The organism is Pseudomonas sp. NPDC087814 (genome assembly GCF_044742865.1).
In the GTDB taxonomy this organism is placed as follows: domain Bacteria; phylum Pseudomonadota; class Gammaproteobacteria; order Pseudomonadales; family Pseudomonadaceae; genus Aquipseudomonas.
Genome location: NZ_JBIUVK010000019.1, coordinates 1 through 24,737 on the forward strand (window position 1 = coordinate 1; position 24,737 = coordinate 24,737).

Annotated in this window: 23 protein-coding genes; 17 read left to right on the forward strand and 6 right to left on the reverse strand. The window is 62.5% G+C overall.

Going from position 1 to position 24,737, the window contains the following annotated elements:
- The 9 genes from accC to ACIOMR_RS16370 all read left to right on the forward strand — a co-directional run.
- A partial coding sequence (gene accC / locus ACIOMR_RS16330; protein WP_401195211.1) for an acetyl-CoA carboxylase biotin carboxylase subunit occupies positions 1-1,217 on the forward strand: 1,217 nt, incomplete at its 5' end.
- Between the two features lie 288 nt (positions 1,218-1,505).
- Positions 1,506-2,384, forward strand: coding sequence for a 50S ribosomal protein L11 methyltransferase (prmA, locus tag ACIOMR_RS16335; RefSeq protein WP_003217316.1), 879 nt, complete (start codon positions 1,506-1,508; stop codon positions 2,382-2,384).
- A gap of 30 nt (positions 2,385-2,414) precedes the next feature.
- On the forward strand, positions 2,415-3,677 hold the full coding sequence (locus ACIOMR_RS16340; RefSeq protein WP_401195214.1) for a DUF3426 domain-containing protein: 1,263 nt from the start codon (positions 2,415-2,417) through the stop codon (positions 3,675-3,677).
- A 185-nt stretch (positions 3,678-3,862) separates the two neighbouring features.
- Entirely contained in the window at positions 3,863-4,876 is a 1,014-nt protein-coding gene (dusB, locus tag ACIOMR_RS16345; protein WP_003217321.1) for a tRNA dihydrouridine synthase DusB, read from the forward strand.
- Entirely contained in the window at positions 4,873-5,193 is a 321-nt protein-coding gene (gene fis / locus ACIOMR_RS16350) for a DNA-binding transcriptional regulator Fis (protein WP_401195216.1), read from the forward strand. Before dusB ends, fis begins: the two co-directional genes overlap by 4 nt.
- Before the next feature lie 81 nt (positions 5,194-5,274).
- Positions 5,275-6,882 carry a bifunctional phosphoribosylaminoimidazolecarboxamide formyltransferase/IMP cyclohydrolase gene (gene purH / locus ACIOMR_RS16355; RefSeq protein ID WP_008439025.1) on the forward strand — a complete coding sequence of 536 codons (1,608 nt, stop codon included), beginning with the start codon at positions 5,275-5,277 and terminating at the stop codon, positions 6,880-6,882.
- Between the two features lie 138 nt (positions 6,883-7,020).
- A complete protein-coding gene (gene purD, locus ACIOMR_RS16360) occupies positions 7,021-8,313 on the forward strand; it encodes a phosphoribosylamine--glycine ligase (protein ID WP_003217326.1) in 1,293 nt (430 codons plus the stop codon).
- A 102-nt stretch (positions 8,314-8,415) separates the two neighbouring features.
- The gene (locus ACIOMR_RS16365; protein WP_003217328.1) at positions 8,416-11,190 is read left to right on the forward strand and encodes a hybrid sensor histidine kinase/response regulator; all 2,775 of its coding nucleotides are present in this window, start codon (positions 8,416-8,418) and stop codon (positions 11,188-11,190) included.
- Positions 11,191-11,401: 211 nt separating this feature from the next.
- Positions 11,402-11,998 (forward strand): MarC family protein, encoded by a 597-nt coding sequence (locus ACIOMR_RS16370; protein WP_003217330.1) that lies wholly within the window; start codon positions 11,402-11,404, stop codon positions 11,996-11,998.
- Position 11,999: 1 nt separating this feature from the next.
- Here ACIOMR_RS16370 and ACIOMR_RS16375 read toward each other — a convergent pair whose 3' ends face one another.
- From ACIOMR_RS16375 to cobG, 5 genes are all read right to left on the reverse strand, one after another.
- On the reverse strand, positions 12,000-12,791 hold the full coding sequence (locus ACIOMR_RS16375) for a hypothetical protein (protein ID WP_102606174.1): 792 nt from the start codon (positions 12,789-12,791) through the stop codon (positions 12,000-12,002).
- A 302-nt stretch (positions 12,792-13,093) separates the two neighbouring features.
- Positions 13,094-14,734, reverse strand: coding sequence for a precorrin-3B C(17)-methyltransferase (gene cobJ, locus ACIOMR_RS16380; protein WP_401195223.1), 1,641 nt, complete (start codon positions 14,732-14,734; stop codon positions 13,094-13,096).
- Positions 14,734-15,465, reverse strand: coding sequence for a precorrin-2 C(20)-methyltransferase (locus tag ACIOMR_RS16385; RefSeq protein ID WP_102606178.1), 732 nt, complete (start codon positions 15,463-15,465; stop codon positions 14,734-14,736). The genes cobJ and ACIOMR_RS16385 overlap by 1 nt, the downstream gene beginning before the upstream one ends.
- Positions 15,465-16,091 (reverse strand): precorrin-8X methylmutase, encoded by a 627-nt coding sequence (locus ACIOMR_RS16390; RefSeq protein WP_003217338.1) that lies wholly within the window; start codon positions 16,089-16,091, stop codon positions 15,465-15,467. Before ACIOMR_RS16390 ends, ACIOMR_RS16385 begins: the two co-directional genes overlap by 1 nt.
- Positions 16,084-17,385, reverse strand: a complete 1,302-nt coding sequence (gene cobG, locus ACIOMR_RS16395; RefSeq protein ID WP_401195227.1) for a precorrin-3B synthase — start codon at positions 17,383-17,385, stop codon at positions 16,084-16,086. The genes ACIOMR_RS16390 and cobG overlap by 8 nt, the downstream gene beginning before the upstream one ends.
- A 95-nt stretch (positions 17,386-17,480) precedes the next feature.
- On the opposite strand from cobG, the gene cbiE reads away from it, so the two are divergent.
- A complete protein-coding gene (gene cbiE / locus ACIOMR_RS16400) occupies positions 17,481-18,686 on the forward strand; it encodes a precorrin-6y C5,15-methyltransferase (decarboxylating) subunit CbiE (protein ID WP_401195230.1) in 1,206 nt (401 codons plus the stop codon).
- On the forward strand, positions 18,683-19,402 hold the full coding sequence (locus tag ACIOMR_RS16405; RefSeq protein WP_177054779.1) for a cobalt-precorrin-6A reductase: 720 nt from the start codon (positions 18,683-18,685) through the stop codon (positions 19,400-19,402). The genes cbiE and ACIOMR_RS16405 overlap by 4 nt, the downstream gene beginning before the upstream one ends.
- Positions 19,403-19,523: 121 nt before the next feature.
- Here ACIOMR_RS16405 and ACIOMR_RS16410 read toward each other — a convergent pair whose 3' ends face one another.
- Positions 19,524-19,775 (reverse strand): DUF6124 family protein, encoded by a 252-nt coding sequence (locus ACIOMR_RS16410; protein ID WP_087693137.1) that lies wholly within the window; start codon positions 19,773-19,775, stop codon positions 19,524-19,526.
- A gap of 644 nt (positions 19,776-20,419) precedes the next feature.
- Between ACIOMR_RS16410 and ACIOMR_RS16415 the strand changes: the two genes are divergently transcribed.
- The 6 genes from ACIOMR_RS16415 to ACIOMR_RS16440 all read left to right on the forward strand — a co-directional run bounded on the left by ACIOMR_RS16415 (position 20,420) and on the right by ACIOMR_RS16440 (position 24,638).
- Positions 20,420-20,734, forward strand: a complete 315-nt coding sequence (locus tag ACIOMR_RS16415) for a type II toxin-antitoxin system RelE/ParE family toxin (RefSeq protein ID WP_102368006.1) — start codon at positions 20,420-20,422, stop codon at positions 20,732-20,734.
- Positions 20,727-21,014 (forward strand): addiction module antidote protein, encoded by a 288-nt coding sequence (locus ACIOMR_RS16420; protein WP_008439033.1) that lies wholly within the window; start codon positions 20,727-20,729, stop codon positions 21,012-21,014. Before ACIOMR_RS16415 ends, ACIOMR_RS16420 begins: the two co-directional genes overlap by 8 nt.
- 97 nt (positions 21,015-21,111) lie before the next feature.
- A complete protein-coding gene (locus ACIOMR_RS16425) occupies positions 21,112-21,507 on the forward strand; it encodes a DUF2946 domain-containing protein (protein ID WP_102368005.1) in 396 nt (131 codons plus the stop codon).
- A gap of 46 nt (positions 21,508-21,553) precedes the next feature.
- Positions 21,554-22,036 carry a copper chaperone PCu(A)C gene (locus ACIOMR_RS16430; protein WP_102368004.1) on the forward strand — a complete coding sequence of 161 codons (483 nt, stop codon included), beginning with the start codon at positions 21,554-21,556 and terminating at the stop codon, positions 22,034-22,036.
- Between the two features lie 64 nt (positions 22,037-22,100).
- A complete protein-coding gene (locus tag ACIOMR_RS16435) occupies positions 22,101-22,472 on the forward strand; it encodes a DUF2946 domain-containing protein (protein ID WP_003217356.1) in 372 nt (123 codons plus the stop codon).
- 93 nt (positions 22,473-22,565) lie between these two features.
- Entirely contained in the window at positions 22,566-24,638 is a 2,073-nt protein-coding gene (locus ACIOMR_RS16440) for a TonB-dependent copper receptor (protein WP_102370217.1), read from the forward strand.
- The last annotated feature ends 99 nt before the right edge of the window (positions 24,639-24,737 follow it).

A 24,737-nucleotide genomic window follows, 5' to 3' on the forward strand; every position in this document is an offset into this window, starting at 1 on the left:
TCCGATTTGACGAAAGCATCTGCATCGGCCCGCCACTGGCCACGAACTCGTACCTGAAAGTCTCGAACATCATCGCCGCCGCTGAAGTGACCGGCGCTGATGGCATCCACCCCGGCTACGGCTTCCTCGCGGAAAACGCCGATTTCGCCGAACAGGTGGAGAAATCCGGGTTTGCCTTCATCGGCCCGAAAGCCGAAACCATTCGCCTGATGGGCGACAAGGTATCGGCCAAGGACGCCATGATCGCGGCCGGCGTACCTACCGTTCCAGGTTCCGACGGCCCGCTGCCTGAAGACGAGGCAACCGCCCTGCGCATTGGTCGCGAAGTCGGTTACCCGGTGATCATCAAGGCCGCCGGTGGCGGTGGTGGTCGCGGCATGCGTGTGGTGCACAAGGAAGAAGAACTGATCGAAGCCGCCAAGCAGACTCGCTCGGAAGCTGCCGCCTGGTTCGGCAACCCGATGGTCTACCTGGAAAAGTACCTGACCAACCCACGTCACGTGGAAGTGCAGGTACTGTCCGACGGCCAGGGCCACGCCATCCACCTGGGCGACCGCGATTGCTCGCTGCAACGCCGTCACCAGAAGGTACTGGAAGAAGCGCCGGCACCGGGCCTGGACGAAACAGCTCGCCAGGAAGTACTGGCTCGCTGCGTCAAGGCGTGCATCGACATCAACTACCGTGGCGCGGGCACTTTCGAGTTCCTGTACGAAAACGGCCGTTTCTACTTCATCGAGATGAACACTCGTGTGCAGGTAGAGCATCCGGTTTCGGAGATGGTCACCGGTATCGACATCGTCAAGGAGATGCTGAGCATCGCCGCTGGCAACAAGCTGTCGTTTACCCAGGATGATGTGAAGATCCACGGCCACTCCCTGGAGTGCCGGATCAACGCCGAAGACCCGAAAACCTTTATCCCAAGCCCTGGCCTGGTCAAGCATTTCCACGCGCCCGGCGGCAACGGCGTACGTGTGGATTCGCACCTGTACAGCGGCTACAAGGTTCCGTCCAACTACGACTCGCTGATCGGCAAGCTGATCACCTGGGGCGCCACCCGCGACGAGGCCATGGCCCGTATGCGCAACGCCCTGGACGAAATCGTGGTAGACGGCATCAAGACCAACATCCCGCTGCATCGGGACCTGGTTCGCGATGAAGGCTTCTGCGAAGGTGGTGTGAACATTCACTACCTGGAACACAAGCTGGCTAATCAGTAAGCGAAGTGCTCCACCCAACAAAGCCGCCTTCGGGCGGTTTTGTTGTTTCTGCCCACCCGATTTTTCTGGATGGATACATTCCCCTTGTGGGAGCGGGCTTGCTCGCGAATGCGGTGTGCCAGTCAACACATCCATTACTGACACACCGCATTCGCGAGCAAGCCCGCTCCCACATTTTGTTCTGTGTACACCAGCAGTACAGTCGTCTTCTGCTGTTCGCTCGCGTAAACTTGCGCGTCTTTCGCAGCCCTACCCCGCTGCACACTCATTTTTTCAAAGGTGCCCGCCATGCCTTGGCTGCAAGTCCGTCTCGCCATCAGCCCAGAACAAGCCGAAACCTACGAAGACGCGTTCCTCGAAGTGGGCGCCGTGTCGGTGACCTTCATGGACGCCGAAGACCAGCCGATCTTCGAACCCGAGCTCAACACCACCCCGCTGTGGTCCCACACCCATCTGCTGGCCCTGTTCGAAGACGGCACCGATGCCGCCAGCGTCCTGGCCCACATGGAACTGCTCACCGGCGGCCCGCTGCCGGAGCATCACAGCGAAATCATCGAAGACCAGGACTGGGAACGCAGTTGGATGGACAACTTCCAGCCAATGCGTTTTGGCCAGCGCCTGTGGATCGTGCCGAGCTGGCATGCCGCCCCCGAGCCTGACGCCGTGAACCTGCTGCTGGACCCGGGCCTGGCGTTCGGCACCGGCACCCACCCCACCACCGCGCTGTGCCTGGAATGGCTCGATGGCCAGGACCTGAAAGACTGCAACGTGCTGGACTTCGGCTGCGGTTCGGGGATCCTGGCGATCGCCGCCCTGCTGCTGGGCGCCAAGGAAGCGGTCGGCACCGATATCGACGTGCAAGCCCTGGAAGCCTCCCGCGATAACGCCGGGCGCAATAACATCGCCGAAGAGAAATTCCCGCTGTACCTGCCGGAGCAATTGCCCCAGGTGCAGGCCGACGTGCTGGTGGCCAATATCCTCGCCGGGCCGCTGGTTTCCCTGGCGCCGCAGCTGTCGAGCCTGGTCAAGCCGGGCGGCCGCCTGGCGCTGTCGGGCATCCTCGCCGAACAGGGCGAAGACGTTGCCGCCGCCTACGCCCAGGATTTTGAGCTGGATCCGATCGCCAACCGCGATGGCTGGGTACGCATCAGTGGTCGTCGGCGCTAGAATGAGCGCCTGCATGAATCGGATGGCCGCATGACCGACAGTTTCGTCACCCAGTGCCCACACTGCCAAGCACGCTTTCGCGTCAACCACGCTCAATTGAGCGTGGCCCGTGGCGTGGTGCGCTGTGGGTCGTGCCTGCAAGTGTTCAATGCCGCTCGCCAACTGCTGGAGCAGCGCGCCAATGCGCCCGCGCCCCAGGCACCACCTGCGGCAGAGCCGCCGGCAGCCGTAGAACCGCCACCCCAAGCGCCGCGAGCCATCAGCCAGAAGCAATGGACCGCCGAAGAGCTGGACCTGGATAACCTGGACCTCGACGTAGAACTGGCCAAGCTGGAACGCCGCGAGATCCAGCACACCCAACCCGTGGGTGCCGACCGTCGCCAGCCCGGCGCCGATCGTCGGCAAAAGGAAGATGCCCTCAGCGCCAGCCGTGATACGGCCAAGGCCGAGGAAGAGCAATGGGCCTCCAGCCTGTTCAGCGAACCCCGGGATGAACGGGCCCAAGCCCCGCAAACGGCCGACGACGAACCGCAACCGGCCAAGGCAAGCCCAGGCAAACCCAAGCGCACCGAACCGTCGATGTCGTTTGAAGCGGTCGAGCCGGACGACGAACCACCGCTGCACACAAGCCCCACCGATGACGAACTCGACCCACCGGTAACCGCCGTAGCAGACGAGCCGGAACCCGAACAACCGGAACGCCCGCAGCCCAAACGCAAGCGCCCTCGCCCCGAGGCTGGCGCCCACGACGACCTGCTTTCGGACCTGGAAGACGACCCGCTGCACCTGTATTCCCAGAAGCGTTCCTCCGGCTGGGGCCGCCGCCTGTTCTGGGGCTTGCTGGTGCTGCTGGCCGCCGCCGGCCTGGCGGGACAATACGTCGCCTACCAATTCGACGACCTGGCACGCCAGGACGCCTACCGCCCATGGTTCCAGGAACTGTGCCCGAAACTGGGCTGCACCGTGCCATCCCGGGTCGATATCGCCCACATCAAGAGCAGCAACCTGGTGGTGCGCAGCCACCCGGAGTTTGCCGGTGCCCTGGTGGTGGACGCGATCATCTATAACCGCGCGACATTCTCCCAACCGTTCCCGCTGCTGGAGCTACGCTTTGCCGACATGAACGGGAATATGATCGCCAGTCGTCGCTTCAAACCCGCCGAATACCTCAGCGGCGAGTTGGCAGGCGTGACCGAGATGCCCTCCCAGACGCCGATCCACATTGCCCTGGACATCCTCGACCCGGGCAACAAAGCGGTGAATTACAGCCTGAGCTTCCACTCCCCCGAGTGAAACGGCTGCCTGGCCGGTGCTTGACGGCAGATTATTGACTGCATCGCCTTTGACCAAACCTGCGGCGATAAGAAAATAACTGCTCAGATTTTATCCAATTCAGCCTTTATCCAGTCATCGAGAGCGGGTATCATGCCAACCCTTTTTCGAACTCTAATGATCCGGCCCCACAACAGGGAAGTCCTATGTCGGCGGTACGCATCGGCCCATACACATTGCACAACGGCTTGATCCTCGCCCCGATGGCGGGCGTCACCGACCAGCCCTTTCGTCAGCTTTGCAAGCGTTTGGGCGCAGGGCTTGTAGTCTCGGAAATGGTCACCAGCGACATGAGCCTATGGAACACCCGCAAATCGCGGATGCGCATGATCCACGAAGGTGATCCCGAGCCCCGCTCGGTACAGATCGCCGGCGGTGATGCGCAGATGCTGGCGGATGCGGCCCGGGCCAACGTGGAGTTGGGGGCGCAGATTATTGATATCAACATGGGTTGCCCGGCCAAGAAGGTCTGCAACAAGGCCGCAGGTTCTGCCCTGTTGAAGGATGAGCAGTTGGTGAGCGAGATCCTGCATGCCGTTGTCGCTGCAGTGGATGTGCCGGTCACCCTGAAGATCCGCACCGGTTGGGACCGGGACAACAAGAATGGCCTGACGGTGGCGAAGATCGCCGAGCAGGCGGGCATTACAGCGCTGGCGGTGCATGGCCGCACCCGCGCCGACCTTTACACCGGTGAAGCCGAGTACGACACCATTGCCGCGATCAAGCAGGCGGTGTCGATTCCCGTCTTTGCCAACGGCGACATCGACTCAGCCGAGAAAGCCCGGCGCGTGCTGCACGCGACCGGCGCCGATGGCCTGTTGATTGGCCGGGCTGCCCAGGGGCGGCCGTGGATTTTTCGTGAGATCGAGCATTTTCTGCGTACCGGCGAAACCTTGCCGGCACCGGAGCTGATCGAGGTGGAACGTATTCTGCTAGAGCATCTGGCCGCCCTGCACGCCTTCTACGGAGACGTGATGGGAGTACGCATTGCTCGCAAGCATGTGGGCTGGTATCTCGCAACCTTGCCGGGCGCCAGGGAGTTTCGCGCCCACTTCAATCGTTTGGATGATACGGAAGCACAGTGCGCCAACGTTCGTGAGTTCTTCTCCGAGCGTTACAAGAGCCTGGTGACAGGGGACGGAGAAGGGGTGGCCGCATGACGATGATGACCGAGACTTTAGTGAGTGGAACAACACCCGTGAGCGACAACGTCAATTTGAAACAGCACCTCAACACGCCGAGCGAAGAAGGCCAGACCCTTCGCGGGAGTGTCGAGTTGGCGCTGCACAATTATTTCGCCCACCTTGAGGGCGCTGCCGTCACGGACGTGTACAACCTGGTGCTCTCCGAAGTCGAAGCGCCGTTGCTCGAAAGCGTGATGAACTACGTCAAGGGCAACCAGACCAAGGCCAGTGAGCTGCTCGGTCTGAACCGTGGCACGCTGCGCAAGAAACTCAAGCAGTACGATTTGCTGTAAGCATTCAATCAAACCAGAAAGGCGCCCGCGTAAAAACGGACGCCTTTTTTGCTGACTCCTTTGCTTTTGATGGAAATTGAAATGACCGACCAGACTACCCGCCTGCCGATCCGCCGTGCCTTGATCAGTGTCTCCGACAAGACCGGGATCCTCGAATTTGCCCGGGAGCTGGAAGCCCTGGGCGTGGAGATTCTCTCCACCGGCGGGACCTTCAAACTGCTGCAGGACAACGGCGTGGCCGCAGTGGAAGTGGCGGACTACACCGGTTTCGCAGAAATGATGGACGGTCGGGTCAAGACCCTGCACCCGAAAATCCACGGCGGGATCCTCGGTCGTCGCGGTATCGACGACGCCATCATGAGCGAGCACGGCATCAAGCCGATCGACCTGGTGGCCGTTAACCTGTACCCGTTCGAAGCCACCATCAACAAGCCAGGCTGCGACCTGCCGACCGCCATCGAAAACATCGATATCGGCGGCCCGACCATGGTTCGCTCGGCAGCCAAGAACCACAAAGACGTGGCCATCGTGGTGAACGCCAGCGACTACGCCAACGTACTGGAAAGCCTGAAAGCCGGCGGCCTGACCTACGCCCAGCGCTTCGACCTGATGCTCAAGGCCTTCGAACACACCGCTGCCTACGACGGCATGATCGCCAACTACATGGGCACCGTGAACCAGGCGGCTGAAACCCTGAGCACTGAAGGTCGCAGCCAGTTCCCGCGCACCTTCAACAGCCAGTTCATCAAGGCCCAGGAAATGCGCTACGGCGAGAACCCGCACCAGAGCGCGGCGTTCTACGTTGAGGCCAAGCCTGCTGAAGTCGGCATCGCCACCGCGACCCAACTGCAAGGCAAAGAGCTGTCGTACAACAACGTGGCCGACACCGACGCCGCGCTGGAATGTGTGAAGAGCTTCGTCAAGCCAGCCTGCGTGATCGTCAAGCACGCCAACCCGTGCGGCGTGGCCGTGAGCCCGGACGCTGAAGGCGGTATCCGCCAGGCCTACGAACTGGCCTACGCCACCGACACCGAGTCGGCCTTCGGCGGCATCATCGCCTTCAACCGTGAGCTGGACGCCGAGACCGCCAAGGCGATCGTCGAGCGTCAGTTCGTTGAAGTGATCATCGCGCCATCCGTCAGTGAAGAGGCTCGCGCCATCGTTGCCGCTAAGGCCAATGTGCGCCTGCTGGCGTGCGGCGAGTGGTCGGCCGAACGTGCCGCTGCCTGGGACTACAAGCGCGTCAACGGCGGCTTGCTGGTACAGAGCCGCGACATCGGCATGATCGGCAGCGCCGATCTGAAAGTGGTGACCAAGCGCGCCCCGACCGAACAGGAAATCAACGACCTGATCTTCGCCTGGAAAGTCGCCAAGTACGTTAAATCCAACGCCATCGTCTACGCCAAGAACCGCCAGACCATCGGTGTCGGCGCGGGCCAGATGAGCCGCGTGAATTCGGCACGCATCGCTGCGATCAAGGCAGAACATGCCGGCCTGCAGGTCGCCGGTTCGGTGATGGCGTCCGACGCATTCTTCCCGTTCCGTGATGGCCTGGACAACGCCGCGAAAGCCGGTGTTACCGCCGTGATCCAACCGGGCGGCTCGATGCGTGACGCAGAAGTGATTGCAGCGGCTGATGAAGCCGGCATTGCCATGGTCTTCACCGGCATGCGCCACTTCCGTCACTGATTGCTCGTTCCCACGCTCTGCGTGGGAATGCAGCCCGGGACGCTCCGCGTCCCAAAGCGTGACGCAGAGCGTCACAAGAGGCATTCCCACGCAGAGCGTGGGAACGGTCAGAATTCAGCGTCATCCGAGGTTTTTGAAATGAATGTTTTGATCATTGGCAGCGGTGGCCGTGAACACGCCCTGGCCTGGAAAGTTGCCCAGGACCCACGTGTCCAGAAAGTTTTCGTCGCCCCCGGCAACGCCGGTACCGCCATTGAAGCCAAGTGCGAAAACGTCGCCATCGACGTGTTGGCCCTTGAGCAACTGGCGGACTTTGCCGAGAAAAACGTTTCCCTGACCATCGTCGGCCCGGAAGTGCCCTTGGTAGCTGGCGTTGTGGACCTGTTCCGCAGCCGCGGCCTGGACTGCTTCGGCCCAACCGCCGGCGCTGCCCAGCTGGAAGGCTCGAAAGCCTTCACCAAGGATTTCCTGGCGCGCCACAAGATCCCGACCGCCGACTACCAGAACTTCACCGAGATCGAGCCGGCCCTGGCCTACCTGCGTGAAGTCGGTGCACCGATCGTGATCAAGGCCGACGGCCTGGCCGCCGGTAAAGGCGTGATCGTCGCAATGACCCTGGCTGAAGCCGAAGACGCCGTGCGCGACATGCTCGCCGGCAACGCTTTCGGTGAAGCCGGTTCGCGCGTGGTGATCGAAGAGTTCCTCGACGGCGAAGAAGCCAGCTTCATCGTGATGGTCGACGGCAAGAACGTACTGCCGATGGCCACCAGCCAGGACCACAAACGTGTGGGTGACGGCGACAGCGGCCCGAACACCGGCGGCATGGGCGCCTACTCCCCGGCGCCAGTGGTCACCGCCGAAGTGCACAAGCGCGTGATGGACCTGGTCATCTGGCCAACCGTGCGCGGCATGGCCGACGAAGGCAATGTGTACACCGGTTTCCTGTACGCCGGCTTGATGATCGACAAGGCCGGTAACCCGAAAGTCATCGAGTTCAACTGCCGCTTCGGCGACCCGGAAACCCAACCGGTGATGCTGCGCCTGCAATCGAGCCTGGTGCTGTTGGTTGAAGCTGCGCTGGCCCAGGCCCTGGACAAGGTCGAAGCCCAGTGGGACCCGCGCCCGAGCGTCGGCATCGTGCTGGCCGCCGGCGGCTACCCGGCCGACTACGCCAAGGGCGATGTGATTGAAGGTCTGGACGCGGCTGCTACGCTGGAAGGCAAGGTGTTCCACGCGGGCACCGCGCTCAAGGATGGCAAGGTCGTCACCGCCGGTGGTCGCGTACTGTGCGCAACCGCCATGGGCAGCAGCGTAGATGCCGCCCAGCAACAGGCTTACAAGCTGGCGGCGAAGATCGACTGGAAAGGCTGCTTCTACCGCACCGACATTGGCTACCGCGCCATTGCCCGTGAGCGTGGCGAAAGTCAGTAAACAGCTATCCGTTCGGTTAGGCAGGGGCCTCTGGCCCTTGCCCTACGCTTGTGGCCCCGCGCATAGTTATACCCATGCATCAACCTACGAAGGGATTTCGCCGTGCGCTGGCTCAGGATCGCCATAGGTTTCACTGTCAGTCTGCTGACCTTGCTCTGCTTGCTCCCGGCCCAGGCCGCCGCACAAGGCAGTGGCTGGGCAGTATTGCTTGATGAACAGGCCGATCTGCAACTGAGCGACATCCGCTCGCCCCGCTACATCAATCAATTCAGCCCCATCGAACTGGACCGGATTACCGCCGCGCAACCGGACGGTGCGTTGTGGGTACGCTTCAGGCTGCAACCCGGCAAACACGAGCAAGTGCTGCGGGTATTCGCCCCTGACCTGTCACACCTGAACCTGTATGTACTCGACGGCGACACCCTGGTGGAGCAGGAAGCTACCGGCACCCGCCAGCCCCAGGCCGAGCGCCCGCTGCCCAGCAGCGACTTCATGCTGCCGATGCCGCAAAGCCAGAAGCCGCTGGACGTGTACCTGCGCATGGTCTCGGAACACGAGCTGCGCCCCTACATCACCCTTGAGCCGGCCGTGCTGGCTGCGGCCAACCAGAACCAGACGCTGATCTACGGGCTGCTGTTCGGTTGCCTGGTGATGCTGATCCTGCACAACCTCACCCGCTACGCCTACCATCGCTCCCGCAGCAGCCTGTGGCTCGCCGCCTGCGAATTGCTGTTGCTGCTCAGCCTTGCGCTGCTGCTCAACGTGCTGGGCCCGTGGTTGCCGAACTGGCACGCGGTACAAACCCCCGGTGCCTACCTCGCCCTGCTGCTGACCGCGCCATGCGGGCTGATGTTTGCCTACCGCTTCTTTGCGCCACTGGGCCCGCATCCGCTGAACAAGCTGTTGATGGCCGACATCCTGCTGATCGTCCTGACCGGCCTGTTGCTGCTGTTCGTCAACACCTTGCCCCTGAACATCATCACCTACGCCCTGGTGGCGCTGGCCGGCCTGAGCATGTTGTTCGTCTCGGCCTATCACTGGCAAAAGGGCTACCGCCCGGCGCGCCTGTTCATGCTGGCGATGGTGATCTTCAACATCGGCACGCTGATTATTCTCCCGGCCTTGCTGGGCCTGACGCTGGTGCCGCCACAAGGCTTGATCATCACCCTGCTCGGCTTTATCTGCCTCAGTGGCCTGTTGATGAGCCTGGCCCTGGGCGAACGCCAGCGCGCCATCACCGAAGACAACTTCAGCCTCAGCCGCGACCTGGCGGCCAGCAACGCCGAAATCGCCGCCAAGGCCGAATTCCTGGCGAAGATCAGCCACGAAATTCGCACCCCCATGAACGGCGTGCTGGGCATGACCGAACTGCTGCTGGGCACCCCGCTTTCAGTCAAGCAACGCGACTACGTGCAAACCATCCACAGCGCCGGCAACGAACTGCTCACCCTGATCAACGAGATTCTCGACATCTCCAAGCTGGAATCCGGGCAGATCGAATTGGACGATGTGCAGTTCGACCTCAACGCGCTGATCGAAGACTGCCTGAGTATTTTCCGCGCCAAGGCCGAGCAGCAGAACGTCGAGCTGATCAGCTTTATCCAGCCCCAGGTACCCCGGGTGATCAGCGGCGACCCGACGCGGCTGCGCCAGGCACTGTTGAGCCTGCTGGAAAATGCCCTGCAAAAAACCGATGAAGGCGAAGTACTGATCGTCGTCGCACTGGACGAGCGCAGCAGCAAACCGCGCCTGCGCATTGCCGTGCAAGACAGCGGCCTGCCGATGGAACCCGCCGAGCGCGACGCCCTGCTGCACAGCGAGTTGCACAGCAAGAACTTCCTCTCTGCCACCCGCCTGAGCGGCCATCTGGGCCTGGTCATTGCCCGCCAGCTGATCCTGTTGATGAACGGCGAATTCGGCATCAAGAGTGGCAGCCAGCAAGGCAGCACCCTGTGGCTGACCTTGCCGCTGGACCCGGAACGCCTGGAGCACCCGACCTCCGACCTCGACGGCCCGCTCAAGGGCGCGCGCGTGCTGGTGGTGGACGACAACGACACCTGCCGCAAAGTGCTGGTGCAGCAATGCACGGCCTGGGGCCTGAACGTGAGTGCCGTGCCTTCGGGCAAGGAAGCCCTGGCGCTGCTGCGCACCAAGGCGCACCTGCGGGACTATTTCGACGTGGTGCTGCTGGACCAGAACATGCCCGGCATGACCGGCATGCAACTGGCGGCGAAGATCAAGGAAGACCCGAGCCTGAACCACGACATCCTGCTGATCATGCTCACCGGCATCAGCAATGCGCCGAGCAAGATCATCGCGCGCAACTGCGGGATCAAGCGCATCCTCGCCAAACCCGTGGCCGGCTATACCCTCAAGACCACCCTTGCCGATGAGTTGACCCAGCGCAGCAAGGGCTCCGTGCAACCACGCCAGCCGGCGATCAGCGCGCCGGCCCCGGTGACCGTGCCGAGTGACTTCCGGATCCTGGTGGCGGAGGACAACAGCATCTCCACCAAGGTGATTCGCGGCATGCTCGGCAAGCTCAACCTGCAGCCGGACACCGCCAGCAACGGCGAAGAAGCCCTGCAGGCAATGAAGGCCCAGCGCTACGACCTGGTGTTGATGGACTGTGAAATGCCGATCCTCGACGGCTTCTCCGCCACCCAGCAACTGCGCGCGTGGGAGGTCAGCAACCAGCGGATTCGTACGCCAATCGTGGCACTCACCGCGCACATTCTTTCGGAACATAAAGAGCGTGCACGCCAGGCCGGGATGGACGGGCACATGGCCAAGCCGGTGGAGTTGTCGCAATTACGCGAGTTGGTGGAGTACTGGGTGGCACAGCGCCAACAGCGCCCTGAGCACGCTCCCACCTGACCCATGCATGACGCAGATCAATATGTGGGAGCGGCGGTGCGACGATTCGACTTGCTCGCGAAAGCGGTGTGTCAGTCAAACATGTATTGGCTGACACACCGCTTTCGCGAGCAAGCCCGCTCCCACACTGGATTGTTGTCGCTTCACAGATAGCGCTCTGCCACAGGCCTGATAAACTCCCGCTCGCCCTCCTTCGCTGCGAGCTCCCACCATGCTCCACGTGCTATTCAGCGTTTACCTGAAGATGCTGGTGCTCTACAGCCCCTTCTTCGTGCTCTCCTGCTTTATCAGCCTGACTCGCGGGTACTCCAGCAAGGAGCGGCGGCGCCTGGCCTGGAAAGTGGCCCTCGCCACCCTGGTATCGAGCGTGTTGCTCTACCTGTTCGGCCGGGTGATTTTCAGTGTGTTCGGCATCACCGTCGACGCCTTCCGCATCGGCGCCGGCAGTGTGCTGTTCATCTCGGCCCTGGGCATGGCCCAGGGCAAGTCGGCGGTGCAGACCGACAACGTGCAGCAGGACGTGACCATCGTGCCGCTGACCATTCCCCTGACCGTCGGCCCCGGCACCATCGGTGCACTGCTGGTGATGGGCGTCAGCCAGCCGCACTGGGACGACAAGATCACCGCGATCCTCAGTATCGCCCTGGCCAGCCTGACGGTGGGCGTGGTGCTGTACCTGTCCAACCGTATCGAACGCATCCTCGGCGACCAGGGCTTGCAGATTGTCAGCCGGTTGATGGGGCTGTTCGTGTGCGCCCTGGCCGCACAAATCATCTTCACCGGTGTACGCGGTTACCTGGTGCCGTAGATCAAATCCTGTAGTTGGCGATAGCCAGGCGGACCTTGTCCCCTGCGCTGTCCCGCAGCAGTTGAATCGTGTCTTCGTTGACCACCGAGCTGTTCAGCACCAGGCACGTGCGGCCACTGAAGGCCTCGACGGATGCACTGTCCCACTCCAGAAACGGTATGCCCAGTTGCTTGCTGACGCCGTGGGAGCTGTACGTCACCAGCACCATCGAAACTTCCCCGGCGATTTCCGAGCAGGACGCCAAGCCGAAATCGCCACCGTCACGCGTGGTGGTATTTCGCTTGAATAACTCAAATGAGGCCGGGAGCTGCTTCAAGGCTTCAACCGCCTCCGCCACCCGTTTGGGCAATACACTGATCAGCGGCCCCGACAGAAACGTCGAGGCCACGGTGGCCGCCATCAGGTTCAGCGCCGCCAGCTGTACCGACAGCCCCTTGCGAGAGGTGTACACCCGCTCGAAACTGCTCCTGACCGGCATCCAGCCGAGGCTGCTCATGACCTTGATGAATTCGTTGTACCAGGCCTCTGTGCCCCGGGCGACCCGCAGCACATCGCTGACGTAGCTGCTCGCCAGCAAATAGCTTTTGCGGGTGTACTCCTTGTTGAGGCTGGTCATGCCTTGCACAAACGACATGACGCTGTTGTTCACCACCGCCGCGTCCAGCTCATCATCCGCCTCGGGCTTCACCGGCGCGCTCAACCCCGACGCCAGGCCGGGCGCGCCCGGAAGCCGGTAAGCGGCAATCAGCTTCCTCCTTTTTGCGCTGTTGATCCGTTTGTTGTTTCGCTCCATAGCCATTTCTCCATAACCCCCAACATGGGGCTCAACGCCAACACTAGTCGACTTGCCGGGGATTTTGAGCTGCTGGAAATTGACCACGGGACGCGCCGCGACCCGCAGGAAAAATCACTGCAGGCGGCGCAGCTGAGTAAACGCTGGGGATGAGGCGGCGGCACACAAAAGCGCCGTGCTTTTCTTCAAGCCGTAGAGAAAGGTATGACTTGAGCCGATGCAAAAAAACCTCGGCAAGCAGATCTTTCCGGCATCAATGACTGACGTTTCAAGGCGGCCCCATGGCGGGGCCGCCGTTGTTTTCAGGAGGCGGGTTTCTCGCCGTACCAACGTGGCGTGTAGACCCACTCGCCACCACCTGCCCGCGCAAAGACGCAGGTGGTGGACGAACCGATCAGCACCATGGTGCGCATGTCCACCTGCTCCGGCGTCAGTTGCCCCAGGGTGGTGACTCGCAGGGTCTGGCCCGGGCGACCGATGTCACGGCCCAAGACCACCGGTGTTTCAGGCGTGCGGTGCTGCGCGACGATTTCCAGGGCGCGTCCCAACTGCCAGGGCCGCGCACGGGAGATCGGGTTATAGAACGCCAGCGCCAGGTCGGCCTGGGACGCCAGGTCCAGGCGCTTCTCGATGATCGACCAGGGTTTGAGGTTGTCCGACAGTGACATCACACAGAAGTCATGCCCCAGCGGTGCACCTGCCTGGGCCGCCGTGGCGAGGGATGCCGACACGCCCGGCAAAATCTCCAGGTCGACCTGATGCCAGGCCGGGTCGCCGGACTCGTGCAAGGCTTCGATCACCGCGGCGGCCATGGCGAATACACCCGGGTCACCCGAGGAAACCACCACCACCGAACGCCCCTGCGCCGCCAGCTCAAAAGCATGACGCGCACGCTGCATCTCTTCGCGATTGTCGGTGCAATGCTGGATCTGGTCCGCGCGGAACGGCCCGGCCATGCGCACATAGGTTTCGTAACCCAGCACGTCGGTGCAGCGGGCCAGCTCGGCTTTTACTGCCGGTACCATCAGTTCGGCAGCGCCGGGGCCCAAGCCGATCACCGCGAGGCGGCCACGGGGACGACCGATCAGGGACAGGTCCAGAGGGACCTCGGCCACCGTGATCGCGATGTCCGCCTGAGGCGCCAGATCGGCGAAGCGTAATGGCACGCCCAGCTCCAACGCCGCTTCGTGCAATGACGAATCGGCCATCTCCGTTTCAGCCGCCAGCAGGCAAGCCAGGGACTGCACGGCGAGCCCGGCATCCTGCAACGCCGCACGAATTCGCCCGGCCAGTTGCGGCCCCGGCTGGCAGGTAACCAGCACCGTCTTCGGATAAATCAGCAACTCATTGGCCGCAGGTGTGCGCTCGGCACTGCCGACGTGAATCGCCAGGCGCGCCTGTTGATCCTGGGGCAAGTTGGCCTGATCCAGCCACGGCGCCGCGCCTTCAATGCGTACTGATTCGCCAGCCAGCAAATCCGAGACAAAGCGTTTGCCCAGTTCCAGGTCCCCCAGCTGATAACCATGGGGCGGGTTAAGCAGGCAGGTACCAAAACGCAGCTCGCCACTGGTGGTGATCGCGGCGGCAACGTTCAGGGCAGCGGCGATTTCCCGCGCCATCACGTTTACGCCACCGAGGCCACCGAGCAACGGCACCACCGCGCTGCCGTCTTCGGCGACGGCCAGCACAGCAGGCTCGATGCCCTTCTCCAGCAGCAGCGGCGCCAGGGTGCGGATCACAATCCCGGCGGCGCACAGCGCGATGATCGGCGTGCCCTGTTGATACAACTGGCGCACTGTGGCGCCGAATTCGTTATAGGCCTGATCTGCGCCCTCGACCCGCCCGGCCAGGCCGTGGATCAGTGCGTCGGGATACACCTGCTGGATAGCGCGGGCCGTGGCGAGGCTGCCCTGCCCCAGGATGACAATCGCGGGAGCCGTCATCAGCCTTGCCACCTTTCACCGGGAACGATGATCAACGAGAAATACGGCGAGGACGTCGGATCGACCTGATCCAAAGCGACGATTTTCTGATTGGCCATGGTCGCGCGCTCGACGTACAACGCCCGGCTCGCCAATCCCAATTCTTCCAGTACCTGACGCACCTTGGTGAAGTTGCGTCCCAGCTTCATGATCACCGCCGCGTCGGCATCCGCCAGGCGACGCTTGAGTTCGTCATGGGGCAGCACGCCGGAAAGCACCGACAGGCTCTGGTTGCGATACACCAACGGTGCGCCCAGTACAGAGGCGCCACCGAGCATCGAGCACACACCCGGGATCACCTGGGCTTCGTAGCGCTCGGCCAGGCGGTCGTGCAAATACATGTAGGAGCCGTAGAAGAACGGGTCGCCTTCACAGATCACCGCCACATCGCGCCCCGCGTCCAGGTGTGCCGCAACGTCGACACTGGCGGCGTCGTAGAAATCGCTGATCACTTGCTCGTAGGACAGCGGCGCCGGCAACACTTCAGTGGTCACCGGGTACACCAGCGGCATCAGGGTTTGCTGGGGCACCAAATGGTCTTCGATGATGCCGAAGGCGTTGCCCTTCTTGCCCTTGGCCACGAAGTACGCCACCACCGGCGATTCGCGCAGCAGGCGCAGGGCTTTGAGGGTAATCAGTTCCGGATCGCCGGGGCCTACGCCCAGGCCGATCAAACGTCCGCGTGCCGGCATTATTCGACCTCCGTGGCCAAGGCGTTGACCGCGGCGGCGGCCATCGCACTGCCGCCCAGGCGGCCCTGCATGATCACAAACGGTACGCCGCGGCTGTCTGCCGCCAGCATCGCCTTGGATTCGGCGGCGCCGACAAAACCCACCGGGAACCCGAGGATCAGTGCAGGTTTTGGCGCGCCGGCGTCGAGCATTTCCAGCAGGTAAAACAGCGCTGTCGGCGCATTGCCGATCACCACCACACTGCCTTCCAGGTGCGGGCGCCACAGCTCCAGGGCGGCAGCGGAACGGGTGTTGCCCAGCTCACGGGCCAACTCCGGCACGCTGTCGTCGCGCAGGGTGCAGATCACCTGATTGTTGGCCGGCAGGCGCGTACGGGTCACGCCTTCGGAGACCATCCGCGCATCACACAGGATCGGCGCGCCAGCGGCCAGGGCTTCGCGCCCGGCCTTGCCGGCACCTTCGGAAAATTGCAGGCCGTCGATGGCGTCGACCATGCCGCAGGCATGAATCACCCGCACCGCGAGTTTTTCCAGGTCGGCAGGGATGCGATCAAGCCGGGCTTCTGCGCGAATGATCGCGAAGGAGTTGCGATAGATCTCCTGACCGTCGCGGATGTAATCAATCATCGGTGTTGCTCCGTGGGTGAGCGCGCAACAAGGCGCCCGCCGCTTCAATAGAAAGAGTGCGCGCGTGCAGGCGGCCGAAACCGGGCAGGCCTGCGTCGCGAAAATAGAGGTCGTAGTGGCCGGGACTTACCGCCAGCAGGGTGACCGGCGCGGTGTGTGCGGCCGCGCAGGAACGCGGGCAGCCGGACAGGTGCACGCTGTGGCCGGGCGCTAGCGCGGCCAGTTGCACGGCGTCGGCCTTGGTGTCGGACAGGCCTTTGGCGCAACCGCTGGCGCCGGTGCAGGCGATCATCCGTGCGAGGGGTTGGTCCACCGAACACAAAAAGCCAAGCTGTTCGAGGCGTTCGGTGACAGCCGCCGCATCCTGGATATTGGGCAGCAGCAGGCCTTGCCATGGCGTGACACGCAAGGTGGCGTCGCCATGGTCGACGGCCAGTTGCGCAGCGCCCCCGAGCATCGCCGAATCCAGGCGGCCCAAGGGTGCGACGGCGGCGACGTAGACCTGGTTTTTTTGGCGCTGTGGATAACTTCCCAGGTGCAGCGACGCGGAGTTGGAGTGCCTTGAAAAGCCATCAACCGGCTGCAATGGCATATTCAGCTGCCGCAAAAAGTTATCCACAGCGGTTTCAGCCAGCAGGTGGCGCATACGGGTCTGATCAGGCCGGGCCAGTTCAAGGAACCGTTCCAGCACCGCCACCACCAGTGCATGCCCTTGCGCCAAAGGTACCGCCGCCAAGGGCGCATCCCGCGCCGGGCAGCCTGCCAGGCCGAATGCCAACAGCGTGTTGCCATTGGCATCGAAGGCTGACAGCCACAGGTCGTGATGATGCTCGAGCATGGCCAGGGCTTCACCGCCGTCCAGTTGCACGGCGAACTTGGCCGACAGCTCATGGAAACGCGGGTGGGTTTCCAGGGTGGTGAGGATCTGGTCGGCCAACGGTCGGGTATCGAACAGCATCTCGCGGTCAATGCCGGCACTGGGGCTGAGCATCAGGTTGCGCACATCATCACCGGCGGCACGCTTGGGGCCCAGGTCGGCGGCCAGCAAGGCGGCGATCAATGCATCCTGTTCGGCGCCGATCCCGCGAATCTGCAGGTTGGCGCGGTTGGTTGCCTCGATCACCCCGCCGGCATGGGCCTGGGCGGCGTCGGCCACGGCAAACGCCTGCTCGGCGCGGATCGAACCGCCCGCCAGTTTGATGCGGCAAATCCCGCCATCCAACGCCTGGACAATACGCAGCAACCCCGGACAGGCCGAGGGGCGCAAGGTATTGGACGGTGGTATTGGTTTCACGGGGCTACCGGTTCACGGGTAAAGGCGCGGTATTATGCCTGCTTTGTCCGGCGGCATGAAAAGCCTGCCCGTCGGATGTCGTTCAAGGAATTCATATGTCGCCCTGGCTGACGGTAGTAGGCATCGGTGAAGACGGCTTCAAGGGCCTGGGCAGAAACGCCCGGCACGCCCTGTTGCGCGCCTCGCGCATTATTGGCGGGCAACGCCAGCTGGACTTGTTGCCGGTGTGCATCCGTGGCGAACGCCAGGTGTGGCCCAGCCCGTTTTCCCTGGAGCCGGTGCTGGCCAGGCGTGGTGAAGCGGTGTGCGTGCTGGCCAGCGGCGACCCGATGTTCTATGGCGTGGGTGCGAGCCTGGCGCGGCAGGTGCCGGCCGATGAGCTGCTGATTCTGCCGGCGCCCTCTTCCGTGTCCCTGGCGGCGGCGCGTTTGGGCTGGCCGTTGCAAGAGGTAGTGACGCTGTCGGTGGTTGCCCGGCCGATGGCGGCGCTGAATGCGCACCTGGCCAGCGGCGTGCGTTTGCTGGTGCTGAGCAATGACGGCCAGAGCCCGGCGGCGATTGCCACACAATTGGCCGAGCGCGGGTTTGGCGCAAGTCGCCTGAGTGTGTTTGAACACCTCGGCGGGCCGGATGAGCGGCGCATCGACGGCATCGCCCGGGATTGGCCTGGCGAACCGATTGCCGCGTTGAATCTGCTGGCCATCGACTGCGTGGCCGACGCCAACACAGCGCGCCTGTCACGCCTGGCAGGGCTGCCGGACTCGGCCTTCAGGCACGACGGCCAACTGACCAAGCGCGACGTGCGCGCCATGACCCTCGCCCGCCTCGCGCCGATGCCCGGCGAACTGCTGTGGGACGTGGGCGCGGGCAGCGGCTCCATCGGGATCGAATGGATGCGCGCCCACCCCAGCTGCCGCGCCTTGGCCATCGAGGCCGATGAAGGCCGGCAACTGTTGATCGAACATAACCGTGATGCCCTTGGCGTCCCCGGCCTGCAACTGATTCGCGGCACCGCGCCCCACGCCCTGAACGGGCTGGAAGCGCCGGACGCCATCTTCATCGGCGGCGGCGTCACCCGCGACGGCGTGCTCGACACTTGCTGGCAACACCTGCGCCCGGGCGGCCGGCTGTTGGCCAACGCCGTGACCCTGCAAAGTGAAATGACCCTGATGGCCTGGCGCGAACAACACGGCGGCGAGCTGACCCGCATTCATGTGGCCCAGGCCCAGCCACTGGGGGGCTTTGATACCTGGCGCCAGGCGCTGCCGATCACCCTGCTGGAAGTGATCAAGCCGCTATGAAACGCATCCTGCTGTTGGGCGGCGTGACGGAAGCCCTGGCCATCGCCCGCACACTGGGGCCCGAACATATCTACAGCCTGGCGGGTGTTGGCCGCGTTCCCACCGACCTTACGTGCCAGGTGCGCGTCGGTGGCTATGGCGGCGCGGAAGGTTTGGCGCAGTTCATTCGCGATGAAGGTATCGAGCTGGTGCTGGACGCGACTCATCCGTATGCCGCACAGATCAGCGCCAATGCCGCCCGTGCTGCGGGTGTGTGTGGCATTCCCTGCTGGGCCCTGCGCCGCCCGGCGTGGCAGCCACAGGCGGATGATGACTGGCGCGAAGTCGGTGACTGGGCGGAGTTGATTGAAGCTCTGAAACCCTTCAAGCGACCACTGTTCACGCTGGGCCGTGAACCGTTACAACACCTCGACGAAATCCCCGCCGAGCAGTTCTGGACACTGCGCGCACTGGATGTGTACCCCGGCAATGAACGCTGCGAAGTGATTGGCGCCCGTGGGCCGTTTTTGATCGAGGATGAACGGGCGCTGTTTGAGCGGCGGCAGATTGATGTGCTGATCAGCAAGAACAGCGGCAGTACGGCTACCGAGCCGAAGCTGGAAGTGGCGCGGGAGCGGAGGGTGCCGGTGTTGGTGTTGAGGCGGCCGGTGTTGGCGCAGGTGGATAGGGCATTCACGACAGTCAACTCGGTACTGGAAGCATTCCAGTCTGTATGACGCAACACGAAACAAAGGTGGGAGCTGGCTTGCCTGCGATGCAAACGACACGGTCATTCAGATACACCGCGGCGATGCTATCGCAGGCAAGCCAGCTCCCACACTAACCTGCGTCGCGCTGTTAGCTCCGCGCGGCAGCCGTCTGTCCGGCTGCATCGTGCACCCGATCAGCCAGTAACTCCGCCAGCTCGATCAACTGAGCGACGCCCAACAACTCCTCTCGCTTCGATCCTTCCAGGCTAAACGCCAAGTCGCAACTCAGCGCATTGGCCGAGGCGAGTGTTTCAATGAGGTTGACCAACAGGTCTTCGGTGCTGATTCCGTCGGCTACGGTGAACAGCCGAAAAGGGGGATTGGGGGTAGGTTTAATCATTGTGAAGCTCCGGAGAAGTACAAAGGAGCTACCACTGATCGCCGCGATGCGATGGGGGTGGTAGCTGAACGCGGGTTCGCGGACCGGCTCTCCAGAACACCGGCATACCCGAAGGTATCCCGCGCACAGCCACCATAGCGCCGCACAGTAGACGATAAAAAAGCGCCAACTGAAAGGACACGATGACGCTTTTGCGTCTGAAGAAATCCGGGCCGCGACGCCCGACCACTGAGTTTGCAGTGGTGTTCGGAGACTAGAGATTGAGTTTCCTAGAGACAACCGCCAATCACTGTCGGAAATTTCTGTGGAGGGCCTCCACATTCGAATCGAACACAATCCAAACTGTGGGAGCTGGCTTGCCTGCGATAGCATCACCTCGTTCCAGCAGGAAGACCGAGTCGCCTGTATCGCAAGGTGCAATGACCTCGTAGGAAAGCGCCTCAATCATCGACATCCTTTTGACAACCTCGCTTTAAAAACTGATTCGCCTTACACCCCCCTCCGAACCAGCCGGCTGGTTCAGCCAAAAGCCCTCGCCCTAAGCTCCCCTCCCGCAGTTTTGCACCAGAGTCTGCGATGGGGATGCACTGCTTTTGCGGAGCATCGTGACTTGTCATTCTGTATCCCAAGGAATACGATCCAAGATGATTCACTTCAAGAAATCCAAGCATTTCCTGGAGTGGCTTGATTCGTTAAACAATAAACCGGCCCGTGCACGCGTACTGGCAAGGTTGAATAACGCACAATCAGGCAACTTCGGAGACTGTGAGACAGTAGGAAATGGCGTTTCGGAAATGCGCATCCACTACGGTCCTGGATACCGGGTTTATTTCACTCGTAGAGAGGAGGTGGTTTACCTGTTGTTGATAGGCGGCGATAAATCAACGCAGAAACGCGATATCCAGCGCGCTAAGCAAATTGCAGCAGACTTTGAAAAAAAAGGAGTAAGCCATGACTGAATTTACAGACTTCGACATAGCGGAACACCTCAAGACTCCTGAAGATATGGCTGAGTATCTTGAAGCGTGCTTCGAGGAGGATGCCGGTGACGGACTGCTTATTCGTTCAGCCCTCAACAACATCGCCCGCGCCCAAGGCATGACTCAAGTAGCCCGCGACGCAGGCCTCGGACGCGAAAGTTTATATAAAGCCCTCTCCAGCACTGGCAATCCCGAGTTCGCGACTATCATGAAGGTCATGAAAGCGCTCGGCCTGAAGCTGCACGCCACAGCTGGTTGATAGCACTGCGACACCAAACCACACCGCCCCTTTTTACTTATCCTCCCCGATCAGGCTAAATACCCACCTGATCGCTTAACCCTACGGATTGTCCGCCATGGCCCGTCAACGCTTTGCAATTGCCTGGATCGCCTGCTTTGCAGTGCTGTTCAATGCGTTTGCCATGCCGATGGCCGGAGCGATGCAGCGCTCGAACAATTCCCTCGACCAACTGCTCTGGGGCAGTTTCTGCTCCTCCAATGCCAACAAGCTGACGGCCATTGCCCTGGGCAAGCTGGAGATTCCGGCGCCGCAGCAAGACGATCACTCCACCATGCAGCATTGCTGGTGCTGCTCGGGCTCGGCGCCATTAGTGGCGTTGCCGGGGCATTCACCAACACTGTATTTCGCAAGATTCGACGCGGTGCAAGACCTGCCGCCGCCGTCATTGCAATCCCCCACCCCGCGCCAGCAATGGCCGAGCCTTAACCCCCGCGCCTCTCCAACGGTCTGATTTCTTCGCAAGTGAACTGCGTTTAGAACCGTTCTGGAGAACTGCCATGCTCAAATCTTCCCTGCTTCTGGCTGCGTTGTTGCTGCCGGTGTGTGCTGCTGCCAATGCCGAAGACTTCAAGGTCGGCGAACTGGTGGTCAGCGAACCCTGGTCCCAGGAACTGCCGCCCAATGCGCCGACCGTCGCGGCGTATTTCGTGATTCATAACCAGGGCGAGCATGCGGATCGCTTGCTCAGCGTCGACACGCCCGTGGCCGCCAAGGCCGAACTGCATGAGCATGTGATGCAGGGCGATCTGATGAAGATGCAGCAGGTGACCAGCGTCGCGGTGCCGGCCAAAGGTGACCTGACGTTCGCGCCCATGGCCTACCACGTGATGCTGCTGGACCTGAAGGACCGCAGCGTTTTGCACGACGGCCAGCATTTTCCGCTGACCCTGAACTTTGAAAAGGCCGGGCCAGTGAAGGTGGAAGTGTCAGTGCAGAAGCAGCCGCCCATGGCCGGCCACGAACACATGCACGCCCAATAGATAAACCTTGATGGGCGCCCCACGCGCCAGGTTGTCCCCGCACCGCCGTAAGCCTGTAGGCCTTATGCGCGGCAGCTGGATCAGCCTGTTCGCCATGCTGATGATCTTTATCGGTCCGCTGATTTCCCAAGCGATGCCGATGGATCATCACGCCGGCATGTCGATGGAAATGTCCATGGACGCGCCGAGCTGCCATGGCGCCGCCAAGCCTGCGACCGATCACCACAAAGCACCCGACGAACACCACGTGCTCTGGGAAAAGTGCGGCTATTGCAGCCTGCTCTTCAGTTGCCCGGCGCTGCCTGGCAGCGTGTCGTTTGTCACCCTCGGCAGCCCGCCGCCCGCCAACGCCCTGACCCCCGCCCCACGCCTGGGCCATGCCCGGCAAACCGTGTTCCCCGGTGCCCGCAGCCGCGCCCCGCCCATCATCGCGTAAGCACTTCACACCGTTACTTCACCCCGGCCGACTTTAGACAGACAGCCGCAGGCTGCTGGCCGTGTTGTTTACGAATGAATGATGGAATTTTTCATGTCCAGGTTTTCTGCTGACACCCGTTTGGGATGTACTCCCGTTTTCGCCGTTCTGTGTGGCGCGCTGCTGGTTCCTCAGGTCCACGCCGACGAGCCTGCCGACCAGAACGAACTGAGCCCGACGGTGATCACCGCCATTGCCCCCAGCTCACCACTGACCGTCGTCACCAACCCGAAAGACCCGCGCCAACCGGTGCCCGCCAGCGATGGCGGCGACTACCTCAAGACCATCCCCGGCTTCGCCCTGGTGCGCAACGGCGGCACCAACGGCGACCCGGTGCTGCGGGGCATGTTCGGCTCACGCCTGAACATCCTCACCAACGGCAGCATGATGCTCGGCGCCTGCCCCGGCCGGATGGATGCGCCCACCTCCTATATCTCACCGGAAACCTACGACAAGCTCACCGTGATCAAAGGCCCGCAAACCGTGCTCTGGGGCCCGGGCGCTTCAGCCGGCACGGTCCTGTTCGAGCGCGAGCCCGAGCAATTCGGCGAGCTGGGCACGCGGGTCAACGCCAGCATCCTGGCGGGCTCCAACGGGCGTTTCGACAAAGTCGTCGACGCAGCAGCCGGCGGGCCGCTGGGTTATGTGCGGGTGATCGGCAACCAGGCCCACGCCGATGACTACAAGGACGGCAACAACGACACCGTCGCCTCGCGCTACGACAAGTGGAACGGCGACGTGGCCGTGGGCTGGACCCCGGACGCCGACACCCTGCTGGAACTCAGCGCCGGCCGTGGCGATGGCGAAGCCCGCTACGCCGGGCGTGGCATGGACGGTTCGCAGTTTTTGCGCGAGAGCCTCGGATTGCGCTTCGAGAAATCGAACATCGGCGAGGTGCTGGATAAGGTCGAAGCGCAGGTCTACTACAACTACGCCGACCACGTGATGGACAACTACACCCTGCGCGTCCCGTCGGGCACCGGGATGATGGCCGGTCCCATGGCGGCCAACGTCGACCGCCGCACCCTCGGCGCCCGTATCAAGGCCACCTGGCGCTGGGCCGATGTGCAGTTGATCAGCGGCATTGATGCACAAACCAACGAACACCGCGAACGCAGCGCCATGGGCGTCGACACCTACAAGGACCTGCCCCGCAGCAAGGACGCCAACTTCCACAACTACGGGGTGTTCGGCGAACTGACCTGGTACGCCGCCGACCGCGACCGGCTGATCACCGGCGCCCGCGTCGACCGCGCCTCGGCCAAGGATTTCCGGCAAACCATCAGCTCCGGGATGATGAGCAGCCCCAACCCCACCGCCGGTAAAACCCGCGCCGATACGCTGCCGTCGGGCTTTGTGCGCTACGAGCACGATCTGGCGGACAGCCCTGCCACCCTGTACGCAGGGCTTGGGCATTCGGAGCGTTTCCCTGATTACTGGGAGCTGTTTTCTCCCGACACCGGGTCGGTCGGTTCCGTGAATGCCTTCGACGGTGTGAAGCCTGAAAAAACCACCCAGCTGGATTTTGGCCTGCAATACAAATCCGCCGATCTCGACGCCTGGGCCTCGGGCTACGTCGGCCAGGTGCGTGATTTCATCCTGTTCGACTACCAGCCGGGAATGATGGGCACCACCTCCCAGGCGCGCAATGTGGACGCGCGAATCATGGGCGGTGAATTGGGCGCAGCCTACAAGCTGACCGCCAACTGGAAGGCCGATGCCACCTTCGCCTACGCCTGGGGCAAGAACAGCAGCGACGGCAAACCGCTGCCGCAAATCCCGCCGCTGGATGCGCGCTTCGGGCTGACCTACAGCCAGGACGACTGGAGTGCCGGTGCTTTGTGGCGGGTGGTCGCGGCGCAAAACCGCATCGACCAGAACAAGGGCAACGTGGTGGGCAAGGACTTCGACAAAAGCTCGGGGTTTGGCGTGTTCTCGCTGAACGCGGCGTATCGCATCAACAAGAATTTCAAGGTCAGCACCGGCGTCGACAACCTGTTCGGCAAGGCGTACGCCGAGCACCTGAACCTGGCCGGCAACGCCGGGTTCGGCTACCCGGCCAATGACCCGCAAGCCATCAAGGAACCGGGGCGCACGCTCTGGACCAAGGTGGACATGAGCTTCTAAGCGCATCGCAGGCAAGCCAGCTCCCACAGTTGCAATGCATTCCCTTGTGGGAGCGGGCTTGCCCGCGATGGCGTCCTCGATAACACAAAAAATCCAAGC

Bases quoted from the DNA above. Each gene is read 5' to 3' on its own strand.
- ACIOMR_RS16385 (WP_102606178.1), bottom strand. From the start codon at position 15,465: ATGCCGGCACGCGGACGTTTGATCGGCCTGGGCGTAGGCCCCGGCGAT.
- ACIOMR_RS16435 (WP_003217356.1), top strand. From the start codon at position 22,101: ATGCGCGGCAGCTGGATCAGCCTGTTCGCCATGCTGATGATCTTTATC.
- dusB (WP_003217321.1), top strand. From the start codon at position 3,863: ATGTCGGCGGTACGCATCGGCCCATACACATTGCACAACGGCTTGATC.
- purD (WP_003217326.1), top strand. From the start codon at position 7,021: ATGAATGTTTTGATCATTGGCAGCGGTGGCCGTGAACACGCCCTGGCC.
- ACIOMR_RS16440 (WP_102370217.1), top strand. From the start codon at position 22,566: ATGTCCAGGTTTTCTGCTGACACCCGTTTGGGATGTACTCCCGTTTTC.
- ACIOMR_RS16370 (WP_003217330.1), top strand. From the start codon at position 11,402: ATGCTCCACGTGCTATTCAGCGTTTACCTGAAGATGCTGGTGCTCTAC.
- ACIOMR_RS16415 (WP_102368006.1), top strand. From the start codon at position 20,420: ATGATTCACTTCAAGAAATCCAAGCATTTCCTGGAGTGGCTTGATTCG.
- purH (WP_008439025.1), top strand. From the start codon at position 5,275: ATGACCGACCAGACTACCCGCCTGCCGATCCGCCGTGCCTTGATCAGT.
- cbiE (WP_401195230.1), top strand. From the start codon at position 17,481: ATGTCGCCCTGGCTGACGGTAGTAGGCATCGGTGAAGACGGCTTCAAG.
- ACIOMR_RS16405 (WP_177054779.1), top strand. From the start codon at position 18,683: ATGAAACGCATCCTGCTGTTGGGCGGCGTGACGGAAGCCCTGGCCATC.
- ACIOMR_RS16430 (WP_102368004.1), top strand. From the start codon at position 21,554: ATGCTCAAATCTTCCCTGCTTCTGGCTGCGTTGTTGCTGCCGGTGTGT.
- ACIOMR_RS16390 (WP_003217338.1), bottom strand. From the start codon at position 16,091: ATGATTGATTACATCCGCGACGGTCAGGAGATCTATCGCAACTCCTTC.
- cobJ (WP_401195223.1), bottom strand. From the start codon at position 14,734: ATGACGGCTCCCGCGATTGTCATCCTGGGGCAGGGCAGCCTCGCCACG.
- ACIOMR_RS16420 (WP_008439033.1), top strand. From the start codon at position 20,727: ATGACTGAATTTACAGACTTCGACATAGCGGAACACCTCAAGACTCCT.
- ACIOMR_RS16375 (WP_102606174.1), bottom strand. From the start codon at position 12,791: ATGGAGCGAAACAACAAACGGATCAACAGCGCAAAAAGGAGGAAGCTG.
- fis (WP_401195216.1), top strand. From the start codon at position 4,873: ATGACGATGATGACCGAGACTTTAGTGAGTGGAACAACACCCGTGAGC.
- ACIOMR_RS16410 (WP_087693137.1), bottom strand. From the start codon at position 19,775: ATGATTAAACCTACCCCCAATCCCCCTTTTCGGCTGTTCACCGTAGCC.
- ACIOMR_RS16425 (WP_102368005.1), top strand. From the start codon at position 21,112: ATGGCCCGTCAACGCTTTGCAATTGCCTGGATCGCCTGCTTTGCAGTG.
- prmA (WP_003217316.1), top strand. From the start codon at position 1,506: ATGCCTTGGCTGCAAGTCCGTCTCGCCATCAGCCCAGAACAAGCCGAA.
- ACIOMR_RS16340 (WP_401195214.1), top strand. From the start codon at position 2,415: ATGACCGACAGTTTCGTCACCCAGTGCCCACACTGCCAAGCACGCTTT.